We start from the raw sequence: 22,233 nt of genomic DNA on the forward strand, positions 1-22,233 counted from the left end.
CAACCGGTAAGGAACATTGCACCATGAAGATTGCCGTTATCAATTTCTCGGGCAACGTTGGCAAGAGCACCGTCGCGCACCATCTGCTCGCACCGCGTCTGCCGGGCGCTGAAGTGATCTCGATCGAATCGATCAATTCGGATGACCGCGAAAAGGAAGGCGCGTTGCGCGGGTCGCAGTTCGATGAGCTGCAGGATCAGCTGATGAGGCTGGAAAACGCCGTCGTCGATGTGGGCGCGTCGAATGTCGAAGATTTTGTAGGTCTGATGCGAAGCTATGACGGATCGCATGAAGACTTTGATCTCTTCATCGTGCCGGCCGTATCGACCGCCAAGCAGCAGGTCGACACGATCGCAACGCTGCGTGCGCTTTCTGAGCTGGGCGTGCGCGCCACAAGGATCCGGCTGGTCATGAATATGGTCGATCGCAAACAGGACGTCAACCGCGGCTTCGCGAAGCTGTTCGAGTTCCACTCGCGCAGTGACGTTTTCTCGATGCATCGTGACGCAGTTATCTACGAGAACCCGATCTTCGAAAAGATCAAGGGGTTCGACAGGTCGATCGTCGAAATCCGCGATGACCCGCGCGACTATGTCGCGCTGAACGCCGAGGCAATGGAAAACGGGGCATCGGAAGCCGAAAAAGCACACATCCGACAGATGGTCGCACTCAAACGTCTTGCGAGTCGGGTGACTACAGAACTGGATGATGTGTTCAAGGTTCTGGTGCGCTGATGGGCGCGTCGGAGGACTCGATCCGCGAGGAATTGATCGGCGAAGTGCTCGGCCAGCTGTCGCACCTGCGTCGTGACGTGAAAGAGCTGACCCAGTTGCTCCAGGCGAGCGGCAAACAGTTCAAGGATGATGGCGAACTGACGCTGCTGCGCTTCACTTCGCGCTACGAGCAGTTCCTCAAGGACTTTAACGCAGCGACCACTGGCGTGCTCGCCGAGGCAGGTCATTTTGCTGAGGCGCGCGACCAGCTCGTCGGTGAGCTTGCATTGCGCGAATACGACGCGGCGAGTGCTCGCGTGCGGGGACAGTTGCGCGATGTGCTGCGCGAAGGTGGTCACCGCTGCGGTTTTGGCCGCTTCGAGCTTGCAGCATGGGTCGTCAGTGCAGCGCTTGGTTCGGCCGCACTCTCGGTCGGCGCGGTCGTGGTGCTGCATATGATAGGCGCATAGGAGTCGTTCCGTGCAATTCCAGACATCTTTTCTGGTCGCAGCGGTATGCACGGCGCTCGCGGGTGTCACGCCGGCGCGGGCCGACGATGACAACCAGAACGCATGCGGGACAGTGCTCTGCCTTGCCGGACTGATGCAGGGCGGCAATGGCGGTCGGGACTGCAGCCAGTACGAGGCAAACTACTTTTCCATCGTGCGTTATCACCATGGCCATTTCGATCTGGGCGGCACGTCGAGCGCGCGCGGCGATTACCTCAACCAGTGCCGTTCGGTTGGAAGCGATCAGAAGAGCGCGGTGAATTCCAGGTACGGCGGCGTCGAGAATGGCCCGTGAATCGCTTCTCTCAGGGCGCGGCGAATTTCCTGGCCTGCGGCAGCCGGGCTTTCCATCTTCCGGCGGCGATCGCGCGCAACGGCGGCGGGACTGCGGCGACGTCAGGGCACTGCCAGCGCTGTTCCAGCTGAATCTGATGCATCTCGCTGCTGCGAAACTGCTTAAGACCATGGAGTTGGACCGCGAGTACCAGGCGGGCGAAGTGACCAGGCGATTTGACACGCCGATGGCGGCGATAAACGGCATGCTTTGCGCCCTCGTCGAAGGAGGTCTTGTACTCGTGCGCAGCGTTCCATCACGCATCATCCGCGTTGAGCGCCTGTCGTTCGCGCCGCAGCCACCGTCACCGGTCGTTGCGGACACGGGTACACAGACAACTGTAGCCACGCCGCCGTTCGCCCGTCAGAATCATGGCTGGTTGCGGGACCACGGCACGTCGCTCCTGGGCGTGCGCAGCCTCGCGATGCTCGTCCGGCCTTCACGTTGAACGCATCATGGAACTCATCGAGCGCGATTGCCCCGATACGGTCAGGCGACATCTGAGTGCTGAAGAAGCCGCAGCTGTGCGGCGGTTCTGCGGCGAAGGACAGCAAGTGCGGCCTGAGGACGTCAGACTCGTGGAAGCCGTGCTCGAAGAGATGCACGACGGGCGACATGTGCGTCTGTGGCTCGAGTGTGACTGCGTCAGCGCAGCCGGTGGCCGGCCGCGGCTGACGGCCCGGGTGCGTGAAGACGGCCCGCGGCATTTCGTGCGCATGCACCAGTACGGCGAGCACCACTGTGCGCTGGCGTCGTTCCGGCAGACGCCGGAGCCGGAAAACGCTGGGCCGGAGGATGGTTGCGCGCGGCGAGGCCAGCACAATCCGCTCAGACCGGTGGCCGACGCGCTTGACTATCTGGACAATCTGAATGAAGGCGCTGCCCGACCGGGCGGCTCGACGGGATCAGAGGGCGGCGTGAGCGAAAGGGGCCGTCGCCTGCCACGCCTCAGACGCATCCTGCACACGCTTCTTGAGGACGCCGACTTTGCACGGCTGCACGTCGACGCATTGAACGAAAATTCCAGATCGTGGGAGCGACTCGAAGCATATGCAGCCGGCCAGGCGCTGAGCCCGCGTCTTTGCCTCTCGCAGATGCTCTATTTCAGGCCATGGACTCCTCTCAACGAGAAGATGATGGAGATCGACGCCCTGCCATGGCCGGAAAGGAAGGTACGCAGCGCGCTCCTGCTGTTCGTTGCCGACGAGATTCGCGCAGGCGTTGCAATCAAGAAAACCAGCATGGGCGAGTGTGTGGTGCGCCCCGAAAAGGGTATCCGCGCCGGTGGCCGCGATCAGCGACTGACGCAGCCGCCGTATTGGGTGCTCAGCGTGGTCGACCGCGATCGCGACGGCAATGCGCGCTTCCGGGAAGCGTTCGCGCAGCATGCGTATTCGTTTGCGCGACCCGTACCTCTCGACAGCCGCTATGAGCGCGTCACGCTGAAATTGCTGTTCGGCGTCATGGCATGGGTAAAAAAGCACGGCGTTGAGGTGACGCTCTGGAAGCCACTGTTTGACCGGGAGGTGAGACAGACCGACGGGCCGAGCCTGTGGTGCCGCCCCGACTTCGAATTGACGTTCCGATCGGTGACAGCCGTCGGCGTTGCGGCACGGCTGCACCGTGTCGTCATCGAGACGATGGGCGCCGACGATCCTGACTATCTTGAGCGCAAGTCGCGTACTCAGGAAATCATGAAGCGCCGCGGCATCCTGATCGAGCATTGCGTTGCCGACGATGCTGACCAGAAGGAGCGGGACGACGCATTTTTCCGCAGGGTCGCTGCAAAGATCCTGCATCTCGCTGGAGTACTGTAGACAAGGCCAGTCTGACCGTCTCACGGCGCCTCGTTATCTGCCAATCTTTTTGATGGACGCCCCCGCTTCAGGGAGCCTGCCGGCAACTTCCGCACCCTCGCCAGCGCGAGACAACACGTGGGTAAAAGGCCACGACGGGGTGCGTGGCAGCCGGCGTCAAACGCCTCGGGCACGTAAAGGCGTGTGAAGCTCCAGGGAGTACCCTCCGGATATGCAGTCTGATCGTAACCATTCAGGCACGTGTCGACATCCTGTGCATTGCGGATACCCGGCTATGAAGACCAGAATCGCAGGTTCGTTTAAAACATTTTGGTGCACGAGTTAGGTCATATGGCCTTGACCGTGATGACTGGCCATTCCGATAAGGACTGCGATCACGCGACACAGGGCGCCATGCGCCCTGGCATCCCGGCTCCTGACTTAGGCACAAGGCCTCCAGGGGAGCCGCGACGGGTACGGGTAAGCACAGGCGCTGACATTGAGGCATCGCATTCCTGCGGGCGTCGGAAATCAGCGCCAAGCATTTTCGTATCCGCGGGCATTCCAGACCATGTGAGCGGCGGGCACACAAGCGACGTCCGAATGACCGCGTGACCGACTCCGCAACAGTCGAAACAGGCCACTTTGAGGTATTCGATTTTCCCATTTCTGGGTCAGGTCACGTCCGCGCTAGCGTTCCTGTGTCGGCGCTTCCACAACCAACCCGCGACGGGAACCAAAATTGTGGCCCACAACCACTGCCAGTTCCCTTTAGCAAAGTCCGCGAATCGCTGACTCGTTGTCACCGTTACGTTGATGGTCCTCCCAAATGTCCTAATGGTCCGGGGGGTGACCGCCCCGTCCAGAAGAAAGTCTGCGTCCAGGTTCAGATAGAGACTGTGTTGACCTGCACTCTTTGGCTTGATGGTCCAGCTCCAGGTGGTTGGCTCGTTACCACTGACGGCCTGAGTCTCAGGCGTGTTGGCAGTGATATCGAAGTCTGGACCGGACAGATGTGCAGTCATGCGATTCGAAACCTTGATCGCGTCGGTCTCGACTGTGCCGGGCGCGGTGATTGATTTGGCGAGCTCGGTGGGTGACTGGTGTAGATCGAGGCGCAACTCTACTTTGGCGCTATCGTCAATGTTTATTGGGCTGGGCGAATTGAAAGCGATGTTGCCACTTTGCATCTTCGCGATCGCTTCGTCGACTGCCGAAAAGATAGAAGGAGAGGGAGCTGTGACCGGAGGGGATGTTGGCGCAGTTGGTGTCGGTTTTGGTGCTGCCGCTCCCGTATCAGGCGCTTGCGCTGATGCTGACGCCGCGGCGTCCGATACGGGTGCGGCTGCGTCTGATGCGGCTGCGGCTGCGTCCGATGCGGGTTCCCTGACAGGCGCTAGTGGCTGCTGTGCGCGATCCCAGTTGATCGAGACCAACATCAGGAGGGCCACAAGGCTAGCCCCAAGGCCGCTTACAACCGCCACTACCCAATCTCTCCGGGTCATGATTCTTCCCCACGTCGGATCACGTTGCCAGTTTCTGCGCTGCGTCTCTCATCCTCGTGTCTGTTCGGAAAAGTCGGGGTCCCAAACAGCGAACGCCGACATCACAACTACACCCTCTTATAAAACGACTAGCCCCACCTTTTGTTCAAGGTCGCTGTAGAGGAGCGACGCCCGACGGGTAGCTTGTCTTTGCAAGTCGGGGCCTCTTTTCGGCGAACGTTGCGTTTTCGAGGGCCCCCGGATCGTCCACGTGTGACTCACCGCAATCTCGTTCCGAAAAAGAACGACGAACCGCTGTCAGGATAGGATACCTAGGCCGAATCACCAGACAAACACGGGGACCAACAGCTGACGTCGCGCCCCGTCCGGCCGGCTTGCGTTGCCTTACGAACTGGTGAATGGGCTCACTACTTACACAAGGGGGGCGCTGAAGCGCCGGTGGGCCTAACGGAGGCTGAATCACATCAAATTGCTGACTGCAAATCCGTCCGTCGAACCGGGTCAACTTCAGTCCGTCTACGCACGCGCCGCAACGAGCTCAGCCGATACGACAAAGCGGACCCCAGCGGCGCCAGCGGCGCCAGCGGCGCGGAGCGTGACCTGTCTGCATCGGATCCCAAAAACGATTCGCTTAGTACAACCTACTCATCGCGATCAACGTAGCGTGCGTTGATCAGCCCATAGCCCGGACGCTTGCAGAAGGTGATCACGTTCGCATTCTCGTCGAGCAGTAACCATTGTTCGAGCGACTCTCGCCGGTAGAATATGACGCTGCGCGCGAGCTTGGGGCTGAAGGCTTCGAATTGGTGTGCGCCGCGCGGCCGGCCAAGCGCGATGGGCTTGGCTACGTGAAGGTTATTCACCTTGAGACAAACCTCCTACCGACGGGATTCGAAGTGTAGGAGGCAAGTTGACAAAATTAATACGGACATATGCGAGTTGACACTTTTATGCCGATTCGAAGGGAAATGAAAGTGTCAACAAGGCCGCCCTTTGGCCCGTGGCTAGGGTGAAGGGGCGGTGACAGAATTATTACGTCCTACGCCAGCAGAAATACGGCTCGACGCTGTCCCTCACCGGGCCCGAGGATTTCCAGGCGGCCGCTGCGCTAGCGGCAGCCGAGCTGCGAGTACATGTCGTGTTCGAACAGCCGGAGCTCGAGCACATCCGGCAGTTGCGGCGTGCCGAACTCGATGCCGAGGCACAGGAGCGCCGGACGGCGCAGCGCGGGCGCGAGGGATGGGAGCGCGACGAACTGCGCGACGTCGTGCGTAATCCGCAGCCACATGCTGAGGGCGATCTATCCCGTCCAGATCAGGATGGCGGCTCGCACGCTGATCCGGACCCACCGGACAGCGAGCCCGATGTTGAACGGTGAACCACCGAACCTTAGAGAACAACAATGAACCGGCTTTCAAGCATCGGGGGAGGGCGCGGCCTACCAGCCAGCGACCAGTTTTGCGGGTGCCGCTCGAGCAGCAAGGATCCTTCGCAGGGTAGCCAAGGACTTTTCCGCGATCGGAGAAGACGCGTGCCAACGAGCATCTAGTCAGGGTCTACAACGAGAAAGACCGGCGAACGCTTGAGTGGCTTCGAAGGCATGTCGGAGATGCGGCAATCGCCATCGTTGTCGAGCAATGGGCGGGACCAGGCAAACCTTATCTCTCGACCGTCTGCAGACCCCTGGGTGTTAGAACCCCAGAGTTTTCGGTAGCACGAAGTACTGTATTTAAATACAGTACTGTTAATTTATACAGGGTTCGGTTAATTGGCAAGCGCCAATTTCACTTCGTGCGACGTGGCTTTCGCTAAGGCGGCAACGATCCACATTACTGCAACTAACGGTCATGCGCATCCGATATCTTGAAGGTGGCGACACCGCGAGTCCGTCTTCAAAGGCGTTGGTCGCGGGGAACGTTGCCGTGCAGCGCCGTTTCCGGCAGGATCATGTCGTCCGCACTCCTTCAGCCTGTATGGCCGATCGCCTCGAACTAGTCGCCCTCGCGCTCCCGCCCCGATCCCTGCCAACCGCCCGTCGCGCCGTGCGTGACCACCAGGAGCCCGGTGCTGTGTCGGTTAAGCGTGGCCCTCTGCCAGCCGGTTCGCTCTTATGATCTAGCGATCAGGGGGCATTGGCACGCGTATCCCACGGAACGCCGAAGCAAGTATGTTCACTTGCCTGCATCCGCCGCTTTTCATACAATAAGGTTATGTCAGCGACCAGGAGCATTCTCCGGTCATATGTCTGGCCTCTACCGGGTCTGCATCCATTTACGTGTGGGCGATTCCTTGATGACAAGGAGTCGCCCATTTCGTATGGGCCTCCCGGTCAGTCCGGTTCGCCGTCTTCCCTTCCCCCTTTACTCTGACTGGCGGATCACCTGCGTGTCTGTCTACGAGATGTCATGCTATGGTCTGCGATTTCCGGACCCTGCGTTTCCAGATGACCGTTCCGGCGATACCTGAAGATGACCAAGAAACCGTTGCAGTTCCTGTTCGACGCGATGTATCACAACAAACAGAGCTTCGCGGACTTCGCGACGGGTGACATCGGCCGACATCTCTCGGCAAGGCAGATTACGGACGACGCCGGAAAAAAGCGAGATGTCTTCGTGCCGGACAAGGTGTTGCGAAAGTACCATTCCTTCCTAAACCTTTTCGTCTTCAATTACCTGTCGGTGAATACAGCCGTGGTCTTTTCCTACCGGAAGGGCACGAACGCCGCGGACGCCGTGCGCAGCCATGCAAGCAGTCGACACTTCTACCAGGCGGACATTTCTAGCTTCTTTCCGAGCATCACTGCAGATATCGTTAGACGGTCAATTCTGAGAGACGAGGCGCAAACGCCGGTAGAGGACCTTGGAGACTATCTCGACCGAATCATCGATCTTGTCACCATTGACGGAACGCTTCCGATCGGTTTTTCTACCTCACCGGTGATCAGCAACACCGCGCTTCTGCCGTTCGACGATGCATTTGCGGCCCACTGCTTGCGCAACGGTCTCATCTATACCCGTTACTCGGACGATATTACGGTTTCGTCGCAGGAGAAGGCGCCACTTCTTGCGCTGGACGCGGTGATACAGGATCTGCTGTGCCGGTGCAACTTGCCTGAAATGCGGCTGAATGAACGAAAGACGAAAATCAGCAGCACCGGGCGAAAAATCAAGATACTCGGGATGGTGGTCCTACCAAACGGTGTGGTAACACTTGATGCCAAGGTCAAGAATCGGATCGAAACGCTTCTCCACCTATACGTGCGAAATCAGTTGGCGCTGCAGGAGGTCATGAAAGCCGATCTCGTTGAGAGTGCCGAGACATTGTCTGGACTGCTGAATTACGCCAACACGGTGGACCAAGGTTACCTCGACAAACTCCGGCGGAAGTATGGCGTCACTGTCGTTGACACCCTGGTTCACCAGCCGAAAAGAACAGATTCAAAGAAGGATAAGTGACGATGGAGTTGCTTGTCCAGATCGAAAATGTGCAGCACATCGTGAGTGCGAATGTTGCTATACCCTTCGACAGCAACCAGCTGTTCTGTATAGTAGGCCGGAACGGTGTGGGAAAGACGTCTCTTGTCAAGGCGTTGCGAAACCTTCGCGTGGCCGACACTTACATCAAGACTTCTGATAGCAGCATCTTTTCGGTTGATAGCCGGGTCGCGTACAAATACGGGGACCAAGAGTTCGTCTATACGTATGATGCAAATATTCGGAGCCTCAACAGCCGGACACCCGTTCCGTCGACGCTACGCGAAGAGATCGATGTCGAACTCCCGATGCCCTACGGGGAACGGTTCAACTACTTCCAGACAATCAGCAATCACGACGCAGAAATACGCCAGAATGTAGTCCTGCAGAATTACAGCACGCCGAACGAGCTGATCGAATTCTTATCGGATATCTACGGCTCCCGCCGATTCGACAATCTAAGGGAAATACGGATCAAGGGGCGGTCGTACTACTGCTTGATCAAGGAAGATAGCCGTTACATTAGGGAGGACTATTTCAGCTCCGGTGAGTACTTCGTGATCAGCCTGTATCGGAAAATCAAAAACAGAAAGAAGCTGATCGCCATTGACGAAATTGATATCTCGCTTGACGCTGCCGCTCAGGTACACCTCGTCGGCAATCTTCGTCGTTTCTGTCAGCAATATCACGTGAGCATCGTATTCACCACTCACTCGTTGGCGATGATGCGTATGCTGGAGTCGACCGAACTGCTGTACGTGGGTAACGAAGAGGGAGTAGTCGACACCAGACTCGCGTCGTATAACTATGTGCGCAGTATACTGTTCGGATTTTCAGGCTGGGACCGGTATATTCTTACTGAAGATCTGACCTTGAAAAATTTTGTCGAACACGCCATCGCGAAGCATATCAAGAAGGCATTCTTCACCTACAAGATCGTTCACGTAGGCGGTGGTTCAAATACGGTCGATCTCATGCTTCGCAACGTGACGGAAAGATTTTTTTCCGATACTGCCAAGGTAATTACTGTTCTTGATGGTGACCAGCATCAAGAAAAGTATTTGCAGAGGGCAAAGGAAGGAGTACTTCTGCTGCCGTTTCCCAGCGTCGAAAAGCAGATTTTTATTGATTATTCAGATAAAAAGCTCGCACTACTACCCGACAGCTGGAAAGGCGACGTGTCCAAGCCTGACGGCAAGGGCTTGGTCCACGCCCTGCAGAAGGCCAAACTTTATTCGACCGTCGAATTATTTGAGCATCTTTGCGTCACATACGCCGACAAACTGAACGAGTTGATCCACCGACTAGACACCTTCCTTAATGCAGACTGACTACCCAGCGAGGCGCTATGGAAACAATCCGTCGAAAAAACCGACGCAACGCACCTAAGCCGCAGTGCGGCGTTACTTTGCGAGTTCGCCACGCTGTCACCGGACCATCATGAGTGGCTATCCAGTGATGATCGGGAAGCATACCCCTTTCATTGAAAATACGTCGCGGGAATATTGATGCGCTTTTTGGAGCATGGGCCGTCGATCCCGGACGAACTGCTGCTAGCGCGTGACGCGGGCAACATCTTGTTTTTTGTGGTGCCGGCGTCTCGCTCGCTCAAGCCGGGCTTCCCGACTTCGGTAACGCTGTCAGGAAACGTATTGTCTTCGCTGGGAGCGGTGTCAGACGGGCCGACGCGTATGTCTCTTAGACACAGGAAATGCCGGCGAAAAGAGCGACGAAGTCAGAAAATCTGGTTGCGTTTGACCGCGTTTTCGGGATGCTTGAGCGCGAGTTTGATGTGAGAGATGTGCGCGAAGCCGTGGCGGTTGCGGTGGCGTTGAAGCCTGAACCGGGTTGTCGGCTTGATGCGCATCGGACGTTGCTCGACCTGTCCCGCACTCCCGACGGTCGCGTTCGACTTGTGACAACGAATTTCGACCGCTGCATAGCCCCTCACACTTGCCGGCTGGGCAACAGGTAGTATTAAGAGAAGAAAACTTATCTAAAGCGCTGTCAAAACTGGAGTCGTAAGTTTACTCCAGGATCAGTCGGGACGACACCTGATTACGGACCCGATGGCAGCCGGTGTAAAGGCGGCATGAACTCAATACAGGCTTTGGTACGGAACGTGAGAACCTTGCTCCGGATGGAAAGGGAAAAGACAAATGGGTGCGCCGGGAGACCGGCAAGGAGTAGATGGTGAAAGTCCATTACGATGAAGGCGTAGCGAACCACATCGGCCCCAAGCCGTGCGCTGGCGTCCGCGAGGATGTCGGCGAAGCGTCGGTAGGGGAGCGTGCAGGCCAGCCATTGAGCCGCGATATCTTTAACGTCCCGGGTGCCGACGTCGTCTATTTGGCGGAAGGCAACACGGAGGGGCGCGCCATCGCGAGCGCCTCGACGACCTGGCGCGGTCGCAGACCCTGGCATGCACGGACGCTCCTTGCGCGGGAACCGGGAGATCTCTCGTCTGGCCTGTCGCAACATTGGCAGGTCCGCATCGGGAAGGCGAGGAGCCGAAGCCGATGATGAACGGATGGGAGAAGTCAGACTCCGCCGTAGTAGCGACGAAGCCCGCGAACAACGCCGGGAAACCGGCTGCGGAGTGGGTGGAGCCAAGGGCGGGGACCAAGGGGAACGCGGGTCAGTTCAACACGTGCCGGGCACAGGACCGGGGAAGCGTGTCACACGGGCTGGAACGTGTACGGCAGGCTGCAAGGCAGCGAAAGAAGGAGCGGTTCACTGCGCTGCTGCACCATGTCACCATCGACCGGTTGCGAGAGTCATTCCATGCGCTCAAACGCAAGGCGGCTCCCGGAGTGGACGGTATGACATGGCAGTACTTCGAAGCAGGGCTGGAAGATAACCTCCAGCGTCTGCACAAACAGGTACAAAGCGGCGCGTATCGGGCGCTGCCCGTTCGGCGACAGTACATACGGAAGCCGGATGGCAAGCAGCGCCCGCTGGGAATTGCCGCGCTGGAGGATAAAATCACCCAGCGCGCGGTGGTCGACGTTCTCAACGCTATCTACGAAGAAGACTTCCTTGGCTTCTCGTATGGGTTTCGGCCCGGGCGCAGTCAGCACGATGCGATGGATGCGTTATCAGTGGCCATCGATCGCACCCAAGTGAACTGGATACTGGACGCCGATATACGGAACTTCTTTGACGGCCTCAGTCAGGAATGGCTGGTCCGTTTTCTGGAACACCGGATTGGCGACCAACGCATCATCCGTCTTGTGCGCAAGTGGCTCAGGGCGGGTGTTCTGGAAGATGGAGAACTTAGCGTCAGTGAAACCGGTACACCGCAAGGGGCAGTAGCGTCGCCGCTGCTCGCGAACGTGTACCTGCACTACGCTTTCGATCTCTGGGCTCAACGGTGGCGACGGCTGGAGGCCAAAGGCAACGTGATCATCTCGCGGTACGCGGATGATATCGTGGTCGGCTTCGAGCATGAAGCTGACGCGAGGCGCTTCTGGGACGCGATGCGAGCGAGGCTGGAAAAGTTCGAGCTTACGCTACACCCGGAGAAGACAAGGCTGCTGGAGTTCGGCCGCTATGCGGCGGCCCGGCGGCAGCGGCTAGGTCTTCCCCGGCCAGAGACGTTCACCTTCCTGGGTTTCATCTTCATCTGTGGGCGCTCACGCCGCGGTGCATTCCAGCTACAGCGGAAGAGCCGTGGAGATCGCATGCGGGCGAAGCTCAGGCAGATCAAGGATGATCTCCGAAGGCGCTGGCACGATTCGATTCCAGAGCAGGGGAAATGGCTCAAGCAGGTCGTTCAGGGGTACTTTGCATATCATGCAGTGCCCACAAACTTCCGGGCGCTTCACGCTTTCCGCCATCACGTTCGAACCCGGTGGCTGCGCGCGCTGCGGCGTCGCAGCCAGAAGGATCGCCCATCCTGGGCGCAAATGACGCGAATCGCAGATACATGGCTCCCGCGTCCCCGCATACTTCATCCGTGGCCGAACCAGCGCTTTGCCGTCAAACACTCGAGGTAGGAGCCGTATGCCCGAATTGGGCACGTACGGATCTGTGCGGGGGGTGCCCGGTAACGGGTATCACTACCGCGATCAGACACCATGAGGATGAATACCGATGCCGGAGTGAGGGGCGGAGCCGCCCGTAGTAGTGTTGAAGCCTTTGTAATGAAGGGGGAGCGAAGGGGCGGCGTTATCCTGTTGACGAAGGTCACCAACCTGCGCTGTGGGGATGAGTGACATGACCTCAACGAAACCGTACAGCATTGCGAAGCGCACGGTCTGGGAAGCGTATCAGCTGGTGAGGGCCAACCGGGGTGCAGCAGGCGTGGACGATGAAACGATCGCCATGTTCGAGCAGAACCTGTCGGGCAATCTGTACAAGCTGTGGAACCGGATGTCGTCGGGGTCGTATTTCCCGCCGCCGGTGAAGCAGGTTGAGATACCCAAGGCCACGGGCGGTACCAGAAAGCTGGGCGTGCCCACCGTGTCGGATCGAATCGCCCAGGCTGTGGCCAAGCTCATGATAGAACCGGTACTGGATCCGTTGTTCCATCCGGATTCCTATGGATACAGGCCGGGAAAATCGGCAAAACAGGCGATTGCGGTGACGCGCAAGCGTTGCTGGCAGTATGACTGGGTTGTTGAGTTTGACATCAAGGCGGCGTTCGATCAGATCGATCATGACCTCCTGCTAAAGGCGGTACGCAAGCACATCAAGGTGGACTGGCTTCTGCTGTATATCGAGCGATGGCTGACTGCGCCGTTCGAGACTGCAGATGGGACGAGACTGCCACGAGCGCGAGGTACACCTCAGGGTGGGGTGATAGCCCCGACAACAACATAGCAAACTCGTGGGTAAGATGGGGCCTTCGCATATTGAGGGAGTGTCTGGCGCCATGGTCCAGAGAATGTCCTGCCATTGATGCGGTTCTCGTGCTTGAGGCCGTTGCTCCCGCTAACAGGGGGTCCAATCGATGACACGGGGACGACGCAAACATTGGCGAGTACGTCTCGCTTTCGAGCCGAACCGCTATTCCAACGAGCAATTGGAGAAGACCTACGAGCAACTCAGTCCGAGAGATGCCCGAAGCACGAGGCACTTGTCGGATGCAAAGCCGGCAATGGTGATGGCCGTGAAGCGGGGGAAACGATGAGCAACGCTGCCATGGTCGCGCTTTACGCGCGGGTATCATCCGAACAACAAAGCAAACGCGGCACGATAGACAGTCAGATCGCCGCATTGAAAGAGCGAATTCAGGCCGACGGAGCGCAGATTGTGGAGGACATGTGCTTCGTTGATGCTGGGGTGAGCGGTGCAACGCTGGTCAGGCCACACCTGGAGCGACTGCGCGACGCGGCCGCGTTCGGGACGATCGATCGGCTGTACATCCTCTCGCCAGACCGGCTGGCGCGCAAATATGCGCACCAGGCGCTACTGCTGGAAGAGCTTTCTTCGTGCGGCGTACAGGTGGTGTTTCTCAATCACGCTATTGGCACGACGCCGGAAGAGTCGCTGTTGCTGCAGATGCAAGGCATGATTGCGGAATACGAGCGGGCAAAGATCGGAGAGCGTAACCGTCGCGGCAAACTTCACGGTGCGAAACGCGGTACCGTCAATGTGCTGTCAGGGGCGCCTTATGGATACCGCTATATCCGAAGACAGCTCGATGGAACGCCTGCCCAGTACGTCATCGAACTGCCGCAGGCGGCCACGGTGAAGGCGATGTTCGAGTGGGTTGGGCTGGAGCGCCTGAGTCTCGGAGACGTGATACGCCGGCTTGGCGAGGCGGGTATCGTGACGGCATCGGGCAAGCCGTACTGGGACCGCAGCGTGGTATGGGGCATCTTGCGCAATCCGGCTTACATGGGACGGGCTGCGTTTGGCAAAACGCAGGTGTGCGATCATCCGGTCCGCGTGCGTGCCCAGCGCCACAGCGCCGACGTGCCCAGGAAACCGTATTCAGCGAAACGTGCGGACCGTCAGCAGTGGATCGAAATCCCTGTGCCGGCGATCGTTAGCGAAGCACTGTTCGACATCGTTCAGGAGCAGCTTGCCGAGAACCGCAAGCTGGCACGCCAGCGCCGTGATAACGCGCCGCTGCGCCTGCTGCAGGGACTCACTGTTTGCGGACACTGCCGTTACGCCTTCTATGCGAAGAAAGTGAGCAAGGCTGCAGCCAAAGGACATCAGCGGGATTACGCTTATTACCGCTGCGTTGGAACCGACGCCTTCCGGTTCGGCGGCGAACGTATTTGCGACAACCCGCAGGTACGAACGGACAAGCTCGACGAGCTTGTATGGCATCAGGTCGTGGAACTGCTCAGACATCCCGAGCGACTGAAAGAAGAGTATGAACGTCGACTTGACGTGATGGAGCGTAACGAAAAGCGCAGCTTCGACACCGCCAGCCTGGAAAAGCAGCGGCTTCAGCTCGAAAAGGGCAAATCGAGACTGATCGACAGCTACTCCGACGGTATCATCGACAAGGCCGACTTCGAGCCAAGGATCCAGCAGTTGAAGAGTCGGCTCGAACAGATTGAACAGCAGATCCAGGAATCGCGGCGCCACGGCGCGATGCAAAGCGAGCTGTTTCTCGTCATTAACCGGCTTGAGGAATTCGCAGCCGCCGTCACTGAAAAGCTGGATGCGATTGACCTTGAAGCCAAACGCAGGATCGTTCTTGGTCTGGTCAAGCGCGTCGAAATCCACAAGGACGAAATCGTCGTTGTGTTCCGCGTCGATCCGCAGCCGCCGGTTCGCAGCACCGAAAATTCGAACGATTCAGACGAAGGAGCGAAAAGTATGCAACGTTGTAGGCGGCGTAAGCGCATCGGCATCCGGAAACCCGGGTTCAGCAGGTGTTGCGGCAGGACGTCGGGTGTGACGCGTTTTCATCATCAAAGGTTACATGAAACAAAGTGGCTAGCCCGATAATATTAATTATTGGTCCGTCACACTTTAAAATGGCGCCCTTTCAGTTTCTTCCGCCTCTGGATGCGCGCCCACAACGACCATCTCACCCTGCTGCCCGAAGCAGAACGGCAAGCGCTCTATGACCGCCCCGAATTCGATGATTTCCAGCGCGCGGAGTACTTTGCCTTCACCGCCGACGAACTGGCGCTCGCGCAACGGCGCCGCGGCCTGAACGAACAAATACTCTGTCTGCTGCAAACCGGCTATTTCAAGGCCACGCGGGCGTTTTTTACGTTTACGGAACTTCCGCTGGACGATGCGGGATACCTGCGCGAACGCTATTTCCCTCAACAGGCGCTTTCGCCAAGACCCATCCGGTCTGCGGAAATCTACGCGCAGCGACGCGAAATCCTTTCACGGTTCCGCTTTCGCCTCTGGTCGAAGCACGACAGCCCGTCACTCACGCAACGCACCGCACAACTGGTACGGCGCGATGTGACACCCGCATTCGTGGTCACCGAACTCATCATCTGGCTGAACCAGCAACATATCGTACGGCCGGGTCATACCACCTTCCAGACGATCATCAGTACCGCGCTGCGTGAAGAACGGCAACGACTGGCCGCGCTGATCGAGGCGCAAATCACCGATGACGTCAGGACCGCGCTGCAACGCCTGCTCGTACGCGACGAGTCCCTGTCCGAACTCGCTGCGATCAAGCAGGATGCGAAATATTTCGGACCTCACATGATGGGACGCGAGCGCCGCAAGCGCGCCACGCTCGAACCCGTCTACAACGCCGCCCGACCCATCCTGCCCCAACTCGGTATCTCCCAGCAGAATATCGCGTATTACGCGAGCCTGGCACATTTCTATACCATCTATGACCTACGTCAGCTGCAACCCGGGCAGTCATTCCTGTACCTGCTGTGCTACGCCTGGCAGCGCTATCGGCAGCTGAACGACAATCTCGTCGATGCCCTGCGCCATCACACGAAGAAGTTCGAAGACGACAGCAAGGCCAGTGCCGATCACGCTTTCATTCACGCCAAGCTTCAGCGGCAGAAAGATACACCTCAGGTCGGCAGGCTCCTGCAGCTCTACGTCGATGACTCGCTCGACGATGTCACGCCGTTCGGAACCGTGCGGCATCAGGCATTCAGCATCCTGCCCAAGGCTGACCTGCAGCAGGTCGCCAGCCTGTTGAGCAATAAGCCCCTCAGCCAGATGGAGCTGCGCTGGCAGGCCGTCGACGAGGTCGCCGGGCAGATTCGCACGCGGCTCCGGCCGCAGGCGACGACACTCCAGTTTTCGAGCGCACGCAACGACGATCCATGGTTAGCGGCCCTGCACTGGATGCGAGGGGTGTTCGCTCGCCGGCAGCGCCTTGACCGACAACCGATCGACGACATTCCTCCCAATACAATCCCGGAGCGACTGCGCCCGTATCTGCTCACCTTTGACGACCGGGGCCAGCCCACAGCCCTTCGCGGCGATCGCTATGAATTCTGGGTCTACCGGCAACTGCGCAAACGCATCGATAGTGGCGATCTGCATCTGAATGACAGTACCCAGCATCGACAGTTCAGCGACCATCTTGTTCCTGCCGATCGTACGGCAGCCGTGCTCGACGAACTGGATCTCGCCTGGTTGGACCAACCGGTACAAGTCACCGTCGCCGCTTTGTGCGACGAGCTTCGCAAACTCTGGCAGCGCTTTGACCATGAACTGCGACAGGGCAAGCTCAAACACCTTGACTACGACGCGCAACACCGCACCCTGACGTGGCGCAAACCCAAGGCCGACAAAAACGCCACACAGCAGGAAAGCTTCTACGCGAAGCTGCCGCTACGCGACATTGCCGACATCATCCGGTTTGTGAATGAGCGTTGCGGCTTCCTGTCGACGATGACGCCCCTGCAACCCCGTTACGCGAAGAAGATCGCCGACGCGGACAGCTTGATGGCGGTGATTATTGCGCAGGCCACCAATCTCGGCAATCTCGCCATGTCCCAGACCTGCGATATCCCGTATCACACACTCGACGAAACATATCGCCAGTACTGCCGTCTGGCCACACTGCGGGCTGCCAACGACCGGGTTGCCAACTTCATCGCACAATTACCGATCTTCGAATACTACTCGTGCGATCTTGGCGCGCTTTTCGGTGCCATCGACGGACAGAAGTTCGCTGCCGCCACTCCGACCGCAAAGGCGAGGCACTCGCGCAAATATTTCGGTCGCGAACGGGGAGTCGTCGCCTTTACCTCCCTCACCAATCACGTTGCCACACTCACCAACCTCATCGGTGCGCACGAGCACGAAAGCCATTACGTCTTCGACCTCTGTTACCACAACACGACCGATATCGCGCCGACGATTATCACCGGAGACATGCACAGCATCAACAAGATGAATTTCGCGGCCATGTACTGGTTCGAGATGGATTTTGCGCCGCGCTTCACCAACCTGCAGGCACAGCTAAAACATCTGTTTTGCGGCGACGACATCGAGCAGTACGACGATTTCCTGATCAAACCCGCTGGACAGATCGACTTGCCCGCCATCTGCGACGATCCGTGTGTCTTCGAACAGATCATCGCGTCACTCAGCGTGAAGGAAATGAGCCAGCAGGCACTGGTTCGCAAGCTTTGCGCATTGTCTCCACATCACCGCACGCGCCGTGCCGTCTTCGAGTTCGATAAACTCGTGCGCAGCATCTACACGCTGCGCTACATGCGCGACCCACAACTGCAGCGCAACGTCCATCGTTCGCAGAACCGGATCGAAGCGTATCACGCGCTGCGCGGCTTCATCGCCGAGGTCAGTGGCAGAAAGCACCTGATCGGCAAGACCGATCACGACATTGCGATCAATAACGAGTGCGGCCGGCTGCTGGCCAATGTCGTGACCGCCTTCAACTCGGTGCTGCTCTCACAACTGCTCGAACGCTACCAGCGGGAGGGAAATGAGAAGGCACTCGCGATGCTGAAGAAGATTTCTCCGGTGGCGTGGCGGCACATCCACTTCCTCGGGCATTACACGTTTCGCAACGAGAACCCGATCGACATCGCGGCCATGCTTGCGGGTCTCGACCTTCTCTAACCACCTGAAATCAAAGGACTTCAAAAATTTCTGCGGTTCCGGCTTACAACCCCATCTTCCAGCGAAAACCCTGTTCGACATCAACCGAAATCTCTGTTCGGCTTCGCCGAAATACGCACTGTCGCGTCGATCGCGCAGGAAGGTCCGCTCACAAGGCCTGAAACGTCACCAACGCCGAAGCGACGTGAGCTGGCATGTTCACCGTCGCAACCGGCGCGGTCGGCGCGCATGTCGGCGACGCTGCCCAACGGCGTCGTAATCGAGCTCCAATGTTCGGGAGGGGACGCGTCACTCGTGAGCGCGATGATCGCGGCACTTGGAGCGCACTGATGTTCCGCTTCGAGGCCGATCTGCGCATTTACCTGCATCGCGAGCCGATCGACTTCAGGGCCGGGATCAACAGCCTGGTGATGCTGGTCGAGCAATCGATGCAACTCGATCCGCTCGCACGCGCCGTCTACGTGTTTCGTAACCGACGCTGCGACCAAGCAACATTCAGCATACCGATCGAAGTTTGTCACAATGGAATATCCGTGGCATCCATTGCACGGCCAACAACTTCAGGTGGTTCGTCGTAAGGGACATGGCGCCGCGAAAGTGATTCATGTCGAAGTCCGCAACGGACTATCCCGGGAATTGCCAGGATGGATGTTTGACAAGACGCGGTGCGAAACGATGTCGCTGGGTTTTCCAGAAGTTGCCCTAAACGCATTGATGGAACTGCGAGACGTCCTCGCGTGCGAAACGACGCTGTCATCCGATGGTGGATCATCGTCTTCCTTGATTCGAAAACGGGAAGGTAATTCAGATGAGACCGTCGTTGATGACCCCAAGGAAGCAACTGGCTCTGTCACTGGAACGGGAGGAGTCGGTGTTTCGCCTCCCGGCGCCAACGCGCGAAGAACTGATACAGGCCGTAGCCGACCTGCTTCTGGAAGCGCTAGGCATCTCCGTGGAGAACGTGGATCAGGCGCGGGAGGTCGGCGATGAATTCTAGAATCAGCTCCGCGCATCTGGGTCGCGACGCCGTCGTATACGTTCGTCAATCGTCACCTGGTCAGGTGCATAACCATACGGAAAGCAAGCGACGTCAGTACGAACTTGCCGAGTCCGCGCGCAAGACCGGTTTCGCCAACGTTACCGTAATAGACGATGACCTGGGTCGTTCAGGCTCTGGGCTTGCAGAGCGCCCGGGATTTCAGAAACTTGTGGCTGCAATATGCGGCGGTACAGTTGGTGCGGTATTCTGTATCGAGGCATCGCGACTTGCGCGCAACGGCCGTGACTGGCATCACCTCGTCGACCTGTGTGCCTTGACTGGGACGCTAATCATTGACCCCAATGGCGTACACGATCCGCGGCTGACGAACGATCGCCTTTTACTGGGCCTGAAAGGATCAATGTCGGAGTATGAGCTGAGCCTGTTACGTGAGCGTGGAATTGCTGCACGCGATGCGAAAGCGACACGAGGGGAGCTTCGATTCTCACTGCCGCCGGGATACTGCTGGAATGAGTTGGGGAAAATTGAACTGGATCCGGATGAACGCGTCACGGAAACAATCCGCCTCGTGTTCCGTCGGTTTCGAGAGCTGGGAAGCGCCCGTCAGGTGTTCCTGTGGGCCAAGCTGGAGAAGCTCCAGTTGCCCGTTCTGAGGCAGAGCGCGGTTGGCGGCAACCGGATTGCGTGGCAGTCACCTGCCTATCACAACGTGATCAAGCTACTGCAGCACCCGGTCTACGCTGGAGCTTATGTATTTGGCAGGAAGAGTTCTGAGACTCATATTGTTGATGGGAGAGCGAGAAAAGGCAGCGCTCGCCGTAAGCCCATGCAGTCGTGGAACGTCTTATTGAAAGATCACCATCCAGGCTACATCACCTGGAGTGAATTCGAGGAAAACCAGCGAATGATTGCCGAGAATGCGCATATGCAAAAGCGAATGTCTCGCAAATCTGCGCGAGGTGGTCGCGCGCTGTTGGGCGGCCTTGTAAGATGTGGTCGATGCGGCCGGACGATGAGGGTCTTCTATGGGATGAGATCGGGGCAAGCGCACCGCTACCAGTGCCGGGGCGACGACAGTCACGTTGGCGCCGGGCTTTGCATCGGCATCGGCGGCGTACGTGTCGACAAGGCCATAGCGACTCAACTGCTGGAAGCGGTATCGACATATGCGATAGACGCAGCAATCAGAGCGAGTGAAACGCGATCCCACGTGGACGATGAGGTGCGGCAAGCATTGACGCGCGAAGCGGAGGAAGCGCGCTATGAAGCCTCGCTCGCAGAGCGTCGCTACGAAGCGGTCGATCCTGGCAAACGGCTGGTTGCACGTGAGCTGGAAGCGCGATGGAACGCCGCTCTTGAGCGTGTCGCTGAGCTGCAGAATCGCATCGAACAGCTTGATGCGAAGGTCCTTGCTAATCCGCAAATCGATCGGGCGCGACTGATGTCACTCGCACATGATTTGCCGACCACATGGAACGCATCAGGCGTCACGCCGAGAACCAGGCAACGGATAATACGGGTTCTGATCCAGGAGGTAGTAATTGATCTGGACGACTCGTCCAATGAAGCTGTGCTTGTAATCCATTGGACCGGCGGGCGGCACACTGAGGTGCGTATCGCTCGGATACGCGGTGGCCGCTATCCCGATAATGACCGCGGCAGGGAACCGGTGACCGTGATAGAGCGATCTGGTTTTCTTCATCTGGCGCGATCTTACCCGCCAAGCTCCACCAACCCCGCCAATGTGACAGTGCCGATGAAGGCATTCTCGTTGCCCAATGGACCACGAGGCAGGAGGCGATCGCCGCTGTCGCGCGGGAATTTTCGGGTTTTGTCACAAAGCGTCCGCTACTGCCCTTAGCTCTTCGGCCACGATCAGCATTAGCGTCTGGGCCGCTGCGGTCAGGTAAAAATGGTCGCCGTCAATGACATGCAGGCGCACAGGGCTGCTGGTATGTCGAGACCATTCAGAGACGTCTCTAACGGGGACGAACCGGTCGCGGCTACCGGCAAATAGCGTAAATGCCGCATCGAGTGGACCGTCGTTATCGTTGTATTGATATGTCTGACATAGCTCCAGATCGGCTCGTAACGTCGGGAGCACTACCGCCATCAGTTCCTGGTTGGCAAGGACTTCCGGATGGAACCCGCCAAGTTGCCGGAGGCGGAAAAGAAACTGCTCATCAGGCAGATGGTGATAAGGCTCTTCCTGAGCTGGCTGGTGCGGTGCCCGATGTGCCGACAGGAACAGCCGCGCAGGCACCGGCAGTCCGCGCCGCCGCAGGCAACGTGCCACTTCATACGCCAGCAACGCACCCATGCTGTGGCCAAACAGCGCGTAGGGCCGGTCGAGTCGTGGAGACAATGCATTGGCAATGGCTTCAGCGGCTGCATGGACCTGGGTGAAAGGCGCCTCGGCGAGCCGGGTCGTCCGTCCGGGCAACTGGACTGGACATACCTCGACCAGTGAGGGGAGTGCCAGCGGCCAGCGCCAATACAGCTGAGCGCTCCCGCCAGCGAATGGCAGGCAGAACAGCCGCATCGCAGCCCCAGGACGCGGAGTTTCGCAGGAGAACCAGCGAGTAATTGACATTGCGTCAGTCGTGACGAATGGCATCAGTGTTCTAACCGGTTTCGCCTTGCGCGCGCCGCAGGCTGAGCGGGCGCATGTCGGTCCATATTTCATCGATATGGTTCAGACATTCGGTTTTGGAGCCTGTTTTGCCGACTGCTGACCAGCCATCGGGCAACGGGCGATCTGCGTGCCAGATTGAATACTGCGCTTCCAGGTTCACTACAACCGTATAGGTCGTGGCATCGTCTTCATCGTATGTGGACATCGATAATCCTTGTATTGTTGAGCTTTTCAGGAACTCTACTGTTCGTGCTTCGTTACGCATTTGG

The 22,233-nt window shown here is 58.3% G+C and carries 19 protein-coding genes and 2 pseudogenes; 16 read left to right on the plus strand and 5 right to left on the minus strand.

What is annotated here, in order from left to right:
* Nucleotides 1-23: 23 nt before the first annotated feature.
* The 5 genes from stbB to BN2475_RS08960 all read left to right on the plus strand — a co-directional run bounded on the left by stbB (nt 24) and on the right by BN2475_RS08960 (nt 3,373).
* Nucleotides 24-734 (plus strand): StbB family protein, encoded by a 711-nt coding sequence (stbB, locus tag BN2475_RS08940; protein WP_094779182.1) that lies wholly within the window; start codon nt 24-26, stop codon nt 732-734.
* Between the two features lie 32 nt (nt 735-766).
* Nucleotides 767-1,183, plus strand: coding sequence for a hypothetical protein (locus BN2475_RS08945; protein WP_245841221.1), 417 nt, complete (start codon nt 767-769; stop codon nt 1,181-1,183).
* A 10-nt stretch (nt 1,184-1,193) separates the two neighbouring features.
* Complete coding sequence (locus BN2475_RS34220) at nt 1,194-1,517, plus strand: killer protein (protein WP_094779184.1); 324 nt, start codon at nt 1,194-1,196, stop codon at nt 1,515-1,517.
* The gene (locus tag BN2475_RS08955; RefSeq protein WP_245841223.1) at nt 1,507-2,004 is read left to right on the plus strand and encodes a hypothetical protein; all 498 of its coding nucleotides are present in this window, start codon (nt 1,507-1,509) and stop codon (nt 2,002-2,004) included. The genes BN2475_RS34220 and BN2475_RS08955 overlap by 11 nt, the downstream gene beginning before the upstream one ends.
* A 388-nt stretch (nt 2,005-2,392) precedes the next feature.
* Complete coding sequence (locus BN2475_RS08960) at nt 2,393-3,373, plus strand: hypothetical protein (protein ID WP_245841224.1); 981 nt, start codon at nt 2,393-2,395, stop codon at nt 3,371-3,373.
* A 149-nt stretch (nt 3,374-3,522) separates the two neighbouring features.
* Here BN2475_RS08960 and BN2475_RS35400 read toward each other — a convergent pair.
* Together BN2475_RS35400 and BN2475_RS08965 are read right to left on the minus strand one after the other, a co-directional pair.
* Nucleotides 3,523-3,642 (minus strand): annotated as a pseudogene (locus tag BN2475_RS35400) (ATP-binding protein); the annotation flags it as partial.
* A 384-nt stretch (nt 3,643-4,026) separates the two neighbouring features.
* Nucleotides 4,027-4,542, minus strand: coding sequence for a hypothetical protein (locus tag BN2475_RS08965; RefSeq protein WP_094779186.1), 516 nt, complete (start codon nt 4,540-4,542; stop codon nt 4,027-4,029).
* A gap of 62 nt (nt 4,543-4,604) precedes the next feature.
* Here BN2475_RS08965 and BN2475_RS34225 point away from each other — a divergent pair, with 62 nt between their 5' ends.
* Nucleotides 4,605-4,742 carry a hypothetical protein gene (locus tag BN2475_RS34225; RefSeq protein ID WP_159444538.1) on the plus strand — a complete coding sequence of 46 codons (138 nt, stop codon included), beginning with the start codon at nt 4,605-4,607 and terminating at the stop codon, nt 4,740-4,742.
* Nucleotides 4,743-5,498: 756 nt separating this feature from the next.
* Here BN2475_RS34225 and BN2475_RS08970 read toward each other — a convergent pair.
* Nucleotides 5,499-5,720, minus strand: coding sequence for a hypothetical protein (locus tag BN2475_RS08970; RefSeq protein WP_094779187.1), 222 nt, complete (start codon nt 5,718-5,720; stop codon nt 5,499-5,501).
* A 203-nt stretch (nt 5,721-5,923) separates the two neighbouring features.
* Here BN2475_RS08970 and BN2475_RS08975 point away from each other — a divergent pair, with 203 nt between their 5' ends.
* The 10 genes and pseudogenes from BN2475_RS08975 (at nt 5,924) to BN2475_RS09035 (ending at nt 21,190) form a co-directional block, all read left to right on the plus strand.
* On the plus strand, nt 5,924-6,235 hold the full coding sequence (locus BN2475_RS08975; RefSeq protein ID WP_159444540.1) for an LPD7 domain-containing protein: 312 nt from the start codon (nt 5,924-5,926) through the stop codon (nt 6,233-6,235).
* Nucleotides 6,236-6,396: 161 nt separating this feature from the next.
* Nucleotides 6,397-6,576: pseudogene (locus BN2475_RS36690) on the plus strand (CppA family protein); the annotation flags it as partial.
* A 749-nt stretch (nt 6,577-7,325) separates the two neighbouring features.
* On the plus strand, nt 7,326-8,312 hold the full coding sequence (locus tag BN2475_RS08980; RefSeq protein WP_094779188.1) for a reverse transcriptase domain-containing protein: 987 nt from the start codon (nt 7,326-7,328) through the stop codon (nt 8,310-8,312).
* 2 nt (nt 8,313-8,314) lie between these two features.
* A complete protein-coding gene (locus BN2475_RS08985; protein ID WP_094779189.1) occupies nt 8,315-9,661 on the plus strand; it encodes an AAA family ATPase in 1,347 nt (448 codons plus the stop codon).
* 1,188 nt (nt 9,662-10,849) lie between these two features.
* Nucleotides 10,850-12,328 carry a group II intron reverse transcriptase/maturase gene (gene ltrA / locus BN2475_RS09000; protein ID WP_094779191.1) on the plus strand — a complete coding sequence of 493 codons (1,479 nt, stop codon included), beginning with the start codon at nt 10,850-10,852 and terminating at the stop codon, nt 12,326-12,328.
* Nucleotides 12,329-12,548: 220 nt separating this feature from the next.
* Entirely contained in the window at nt 12,549-13,154 is a 606-nt protein-coding gene (locus tag BN2475_RS09005) for a reverse transcriptase domain-containing protein (RefSeq protein WP_218023686.1), read from the plus strand.
* Between the two features lie 306 nt (nt 13,155-13,460).
* Nucleotides 13,461-15,245: a recombinase family protein gene (locus BN2475_RS09010; protein ID WP_245841225.1), complete on the plus strand. Its 1,785-nt coding sequence runs from the start codon at nt 13,461-13,463 to the stop codon at nt 15,243-15,245.
* A gap of 60 nt (nt 15,246-15,305) precedes the next feature.
* Entirely contained in the window at nt 15,306-18,329 is a 3,024-nt protein-coding gene (locus BN2475_RS09015) for a Tn3 family transposase (RefSeq protein ID WP_094779193.1), read from the plus strand.
* Between the two features lie 194 nt (nt 18,330-18,523).
* Nucleotides 18,524-18,907: an IS66 family insertion sequence element accessory protein TnpB gene (gene tnpB / locus BN2475_RS36500; RefSeq protein ID WP_143325757.1), complete on the plus strand. Its 384-nt coding sequence runs from the start codon at nt 18,524-18,526 to the stop codon at nt 18,905-18,907.
* A 408-nt stretch (nt 18,908-19,315) separates the two neighbouring features.
* Nucleotides 19,316-21,190, plus strand: a complete 1,875-nt coding sequence (locus tag BN2475_RS09035; protein ID WP_094779196.1) for a recombinase family protein — start codon at nt 19,316-19,318, stop codon at nt 21,188-21,190.
* Here the strand turns inward: BN2475_RS09035 and BN2475_RS09040 are convergent.
* Nucleotides 21,164-21,922: a thioesterase II family protein gene (locus BN2475_RS09040; protein ID WP_159444539.1), complete on the minus strand. Its 759-nt coding sequence runs from the start codon at nt 21,920-21,922 to the stop codon at nt 21,164-21,166. The two genes, BN2475_RS09035 and BN2475_RS09040, sit on opposite strands and share 27 nt — an antisense overlap.
* 31 nt (nt 21,923-21,953) lie before the next feature.
* A complete protein-coding gene (locus BN2475_RS09045) occupies nt 21,954-22,169 on the minus strand; it encodes an MbtH family protein (protein WP_094779198.1) in 216 nt (71 codons plus the stop codon).
* Nucleotides 22,170-22,233: the final 64 nt, after the last annotated feature.

Origin of the sequence: Paraburkholderia ribeironis (genome assembly GCF_900019265.1) — a bacterium.
GTDB classification, from domain to species: domain Bacteria; phylum Pseudomonadota; class Gammaproteobacteria; order Burkholderiales; family Burkholderiaceae; genus Paraburkholderia; species Paraburkholderia ribeironis.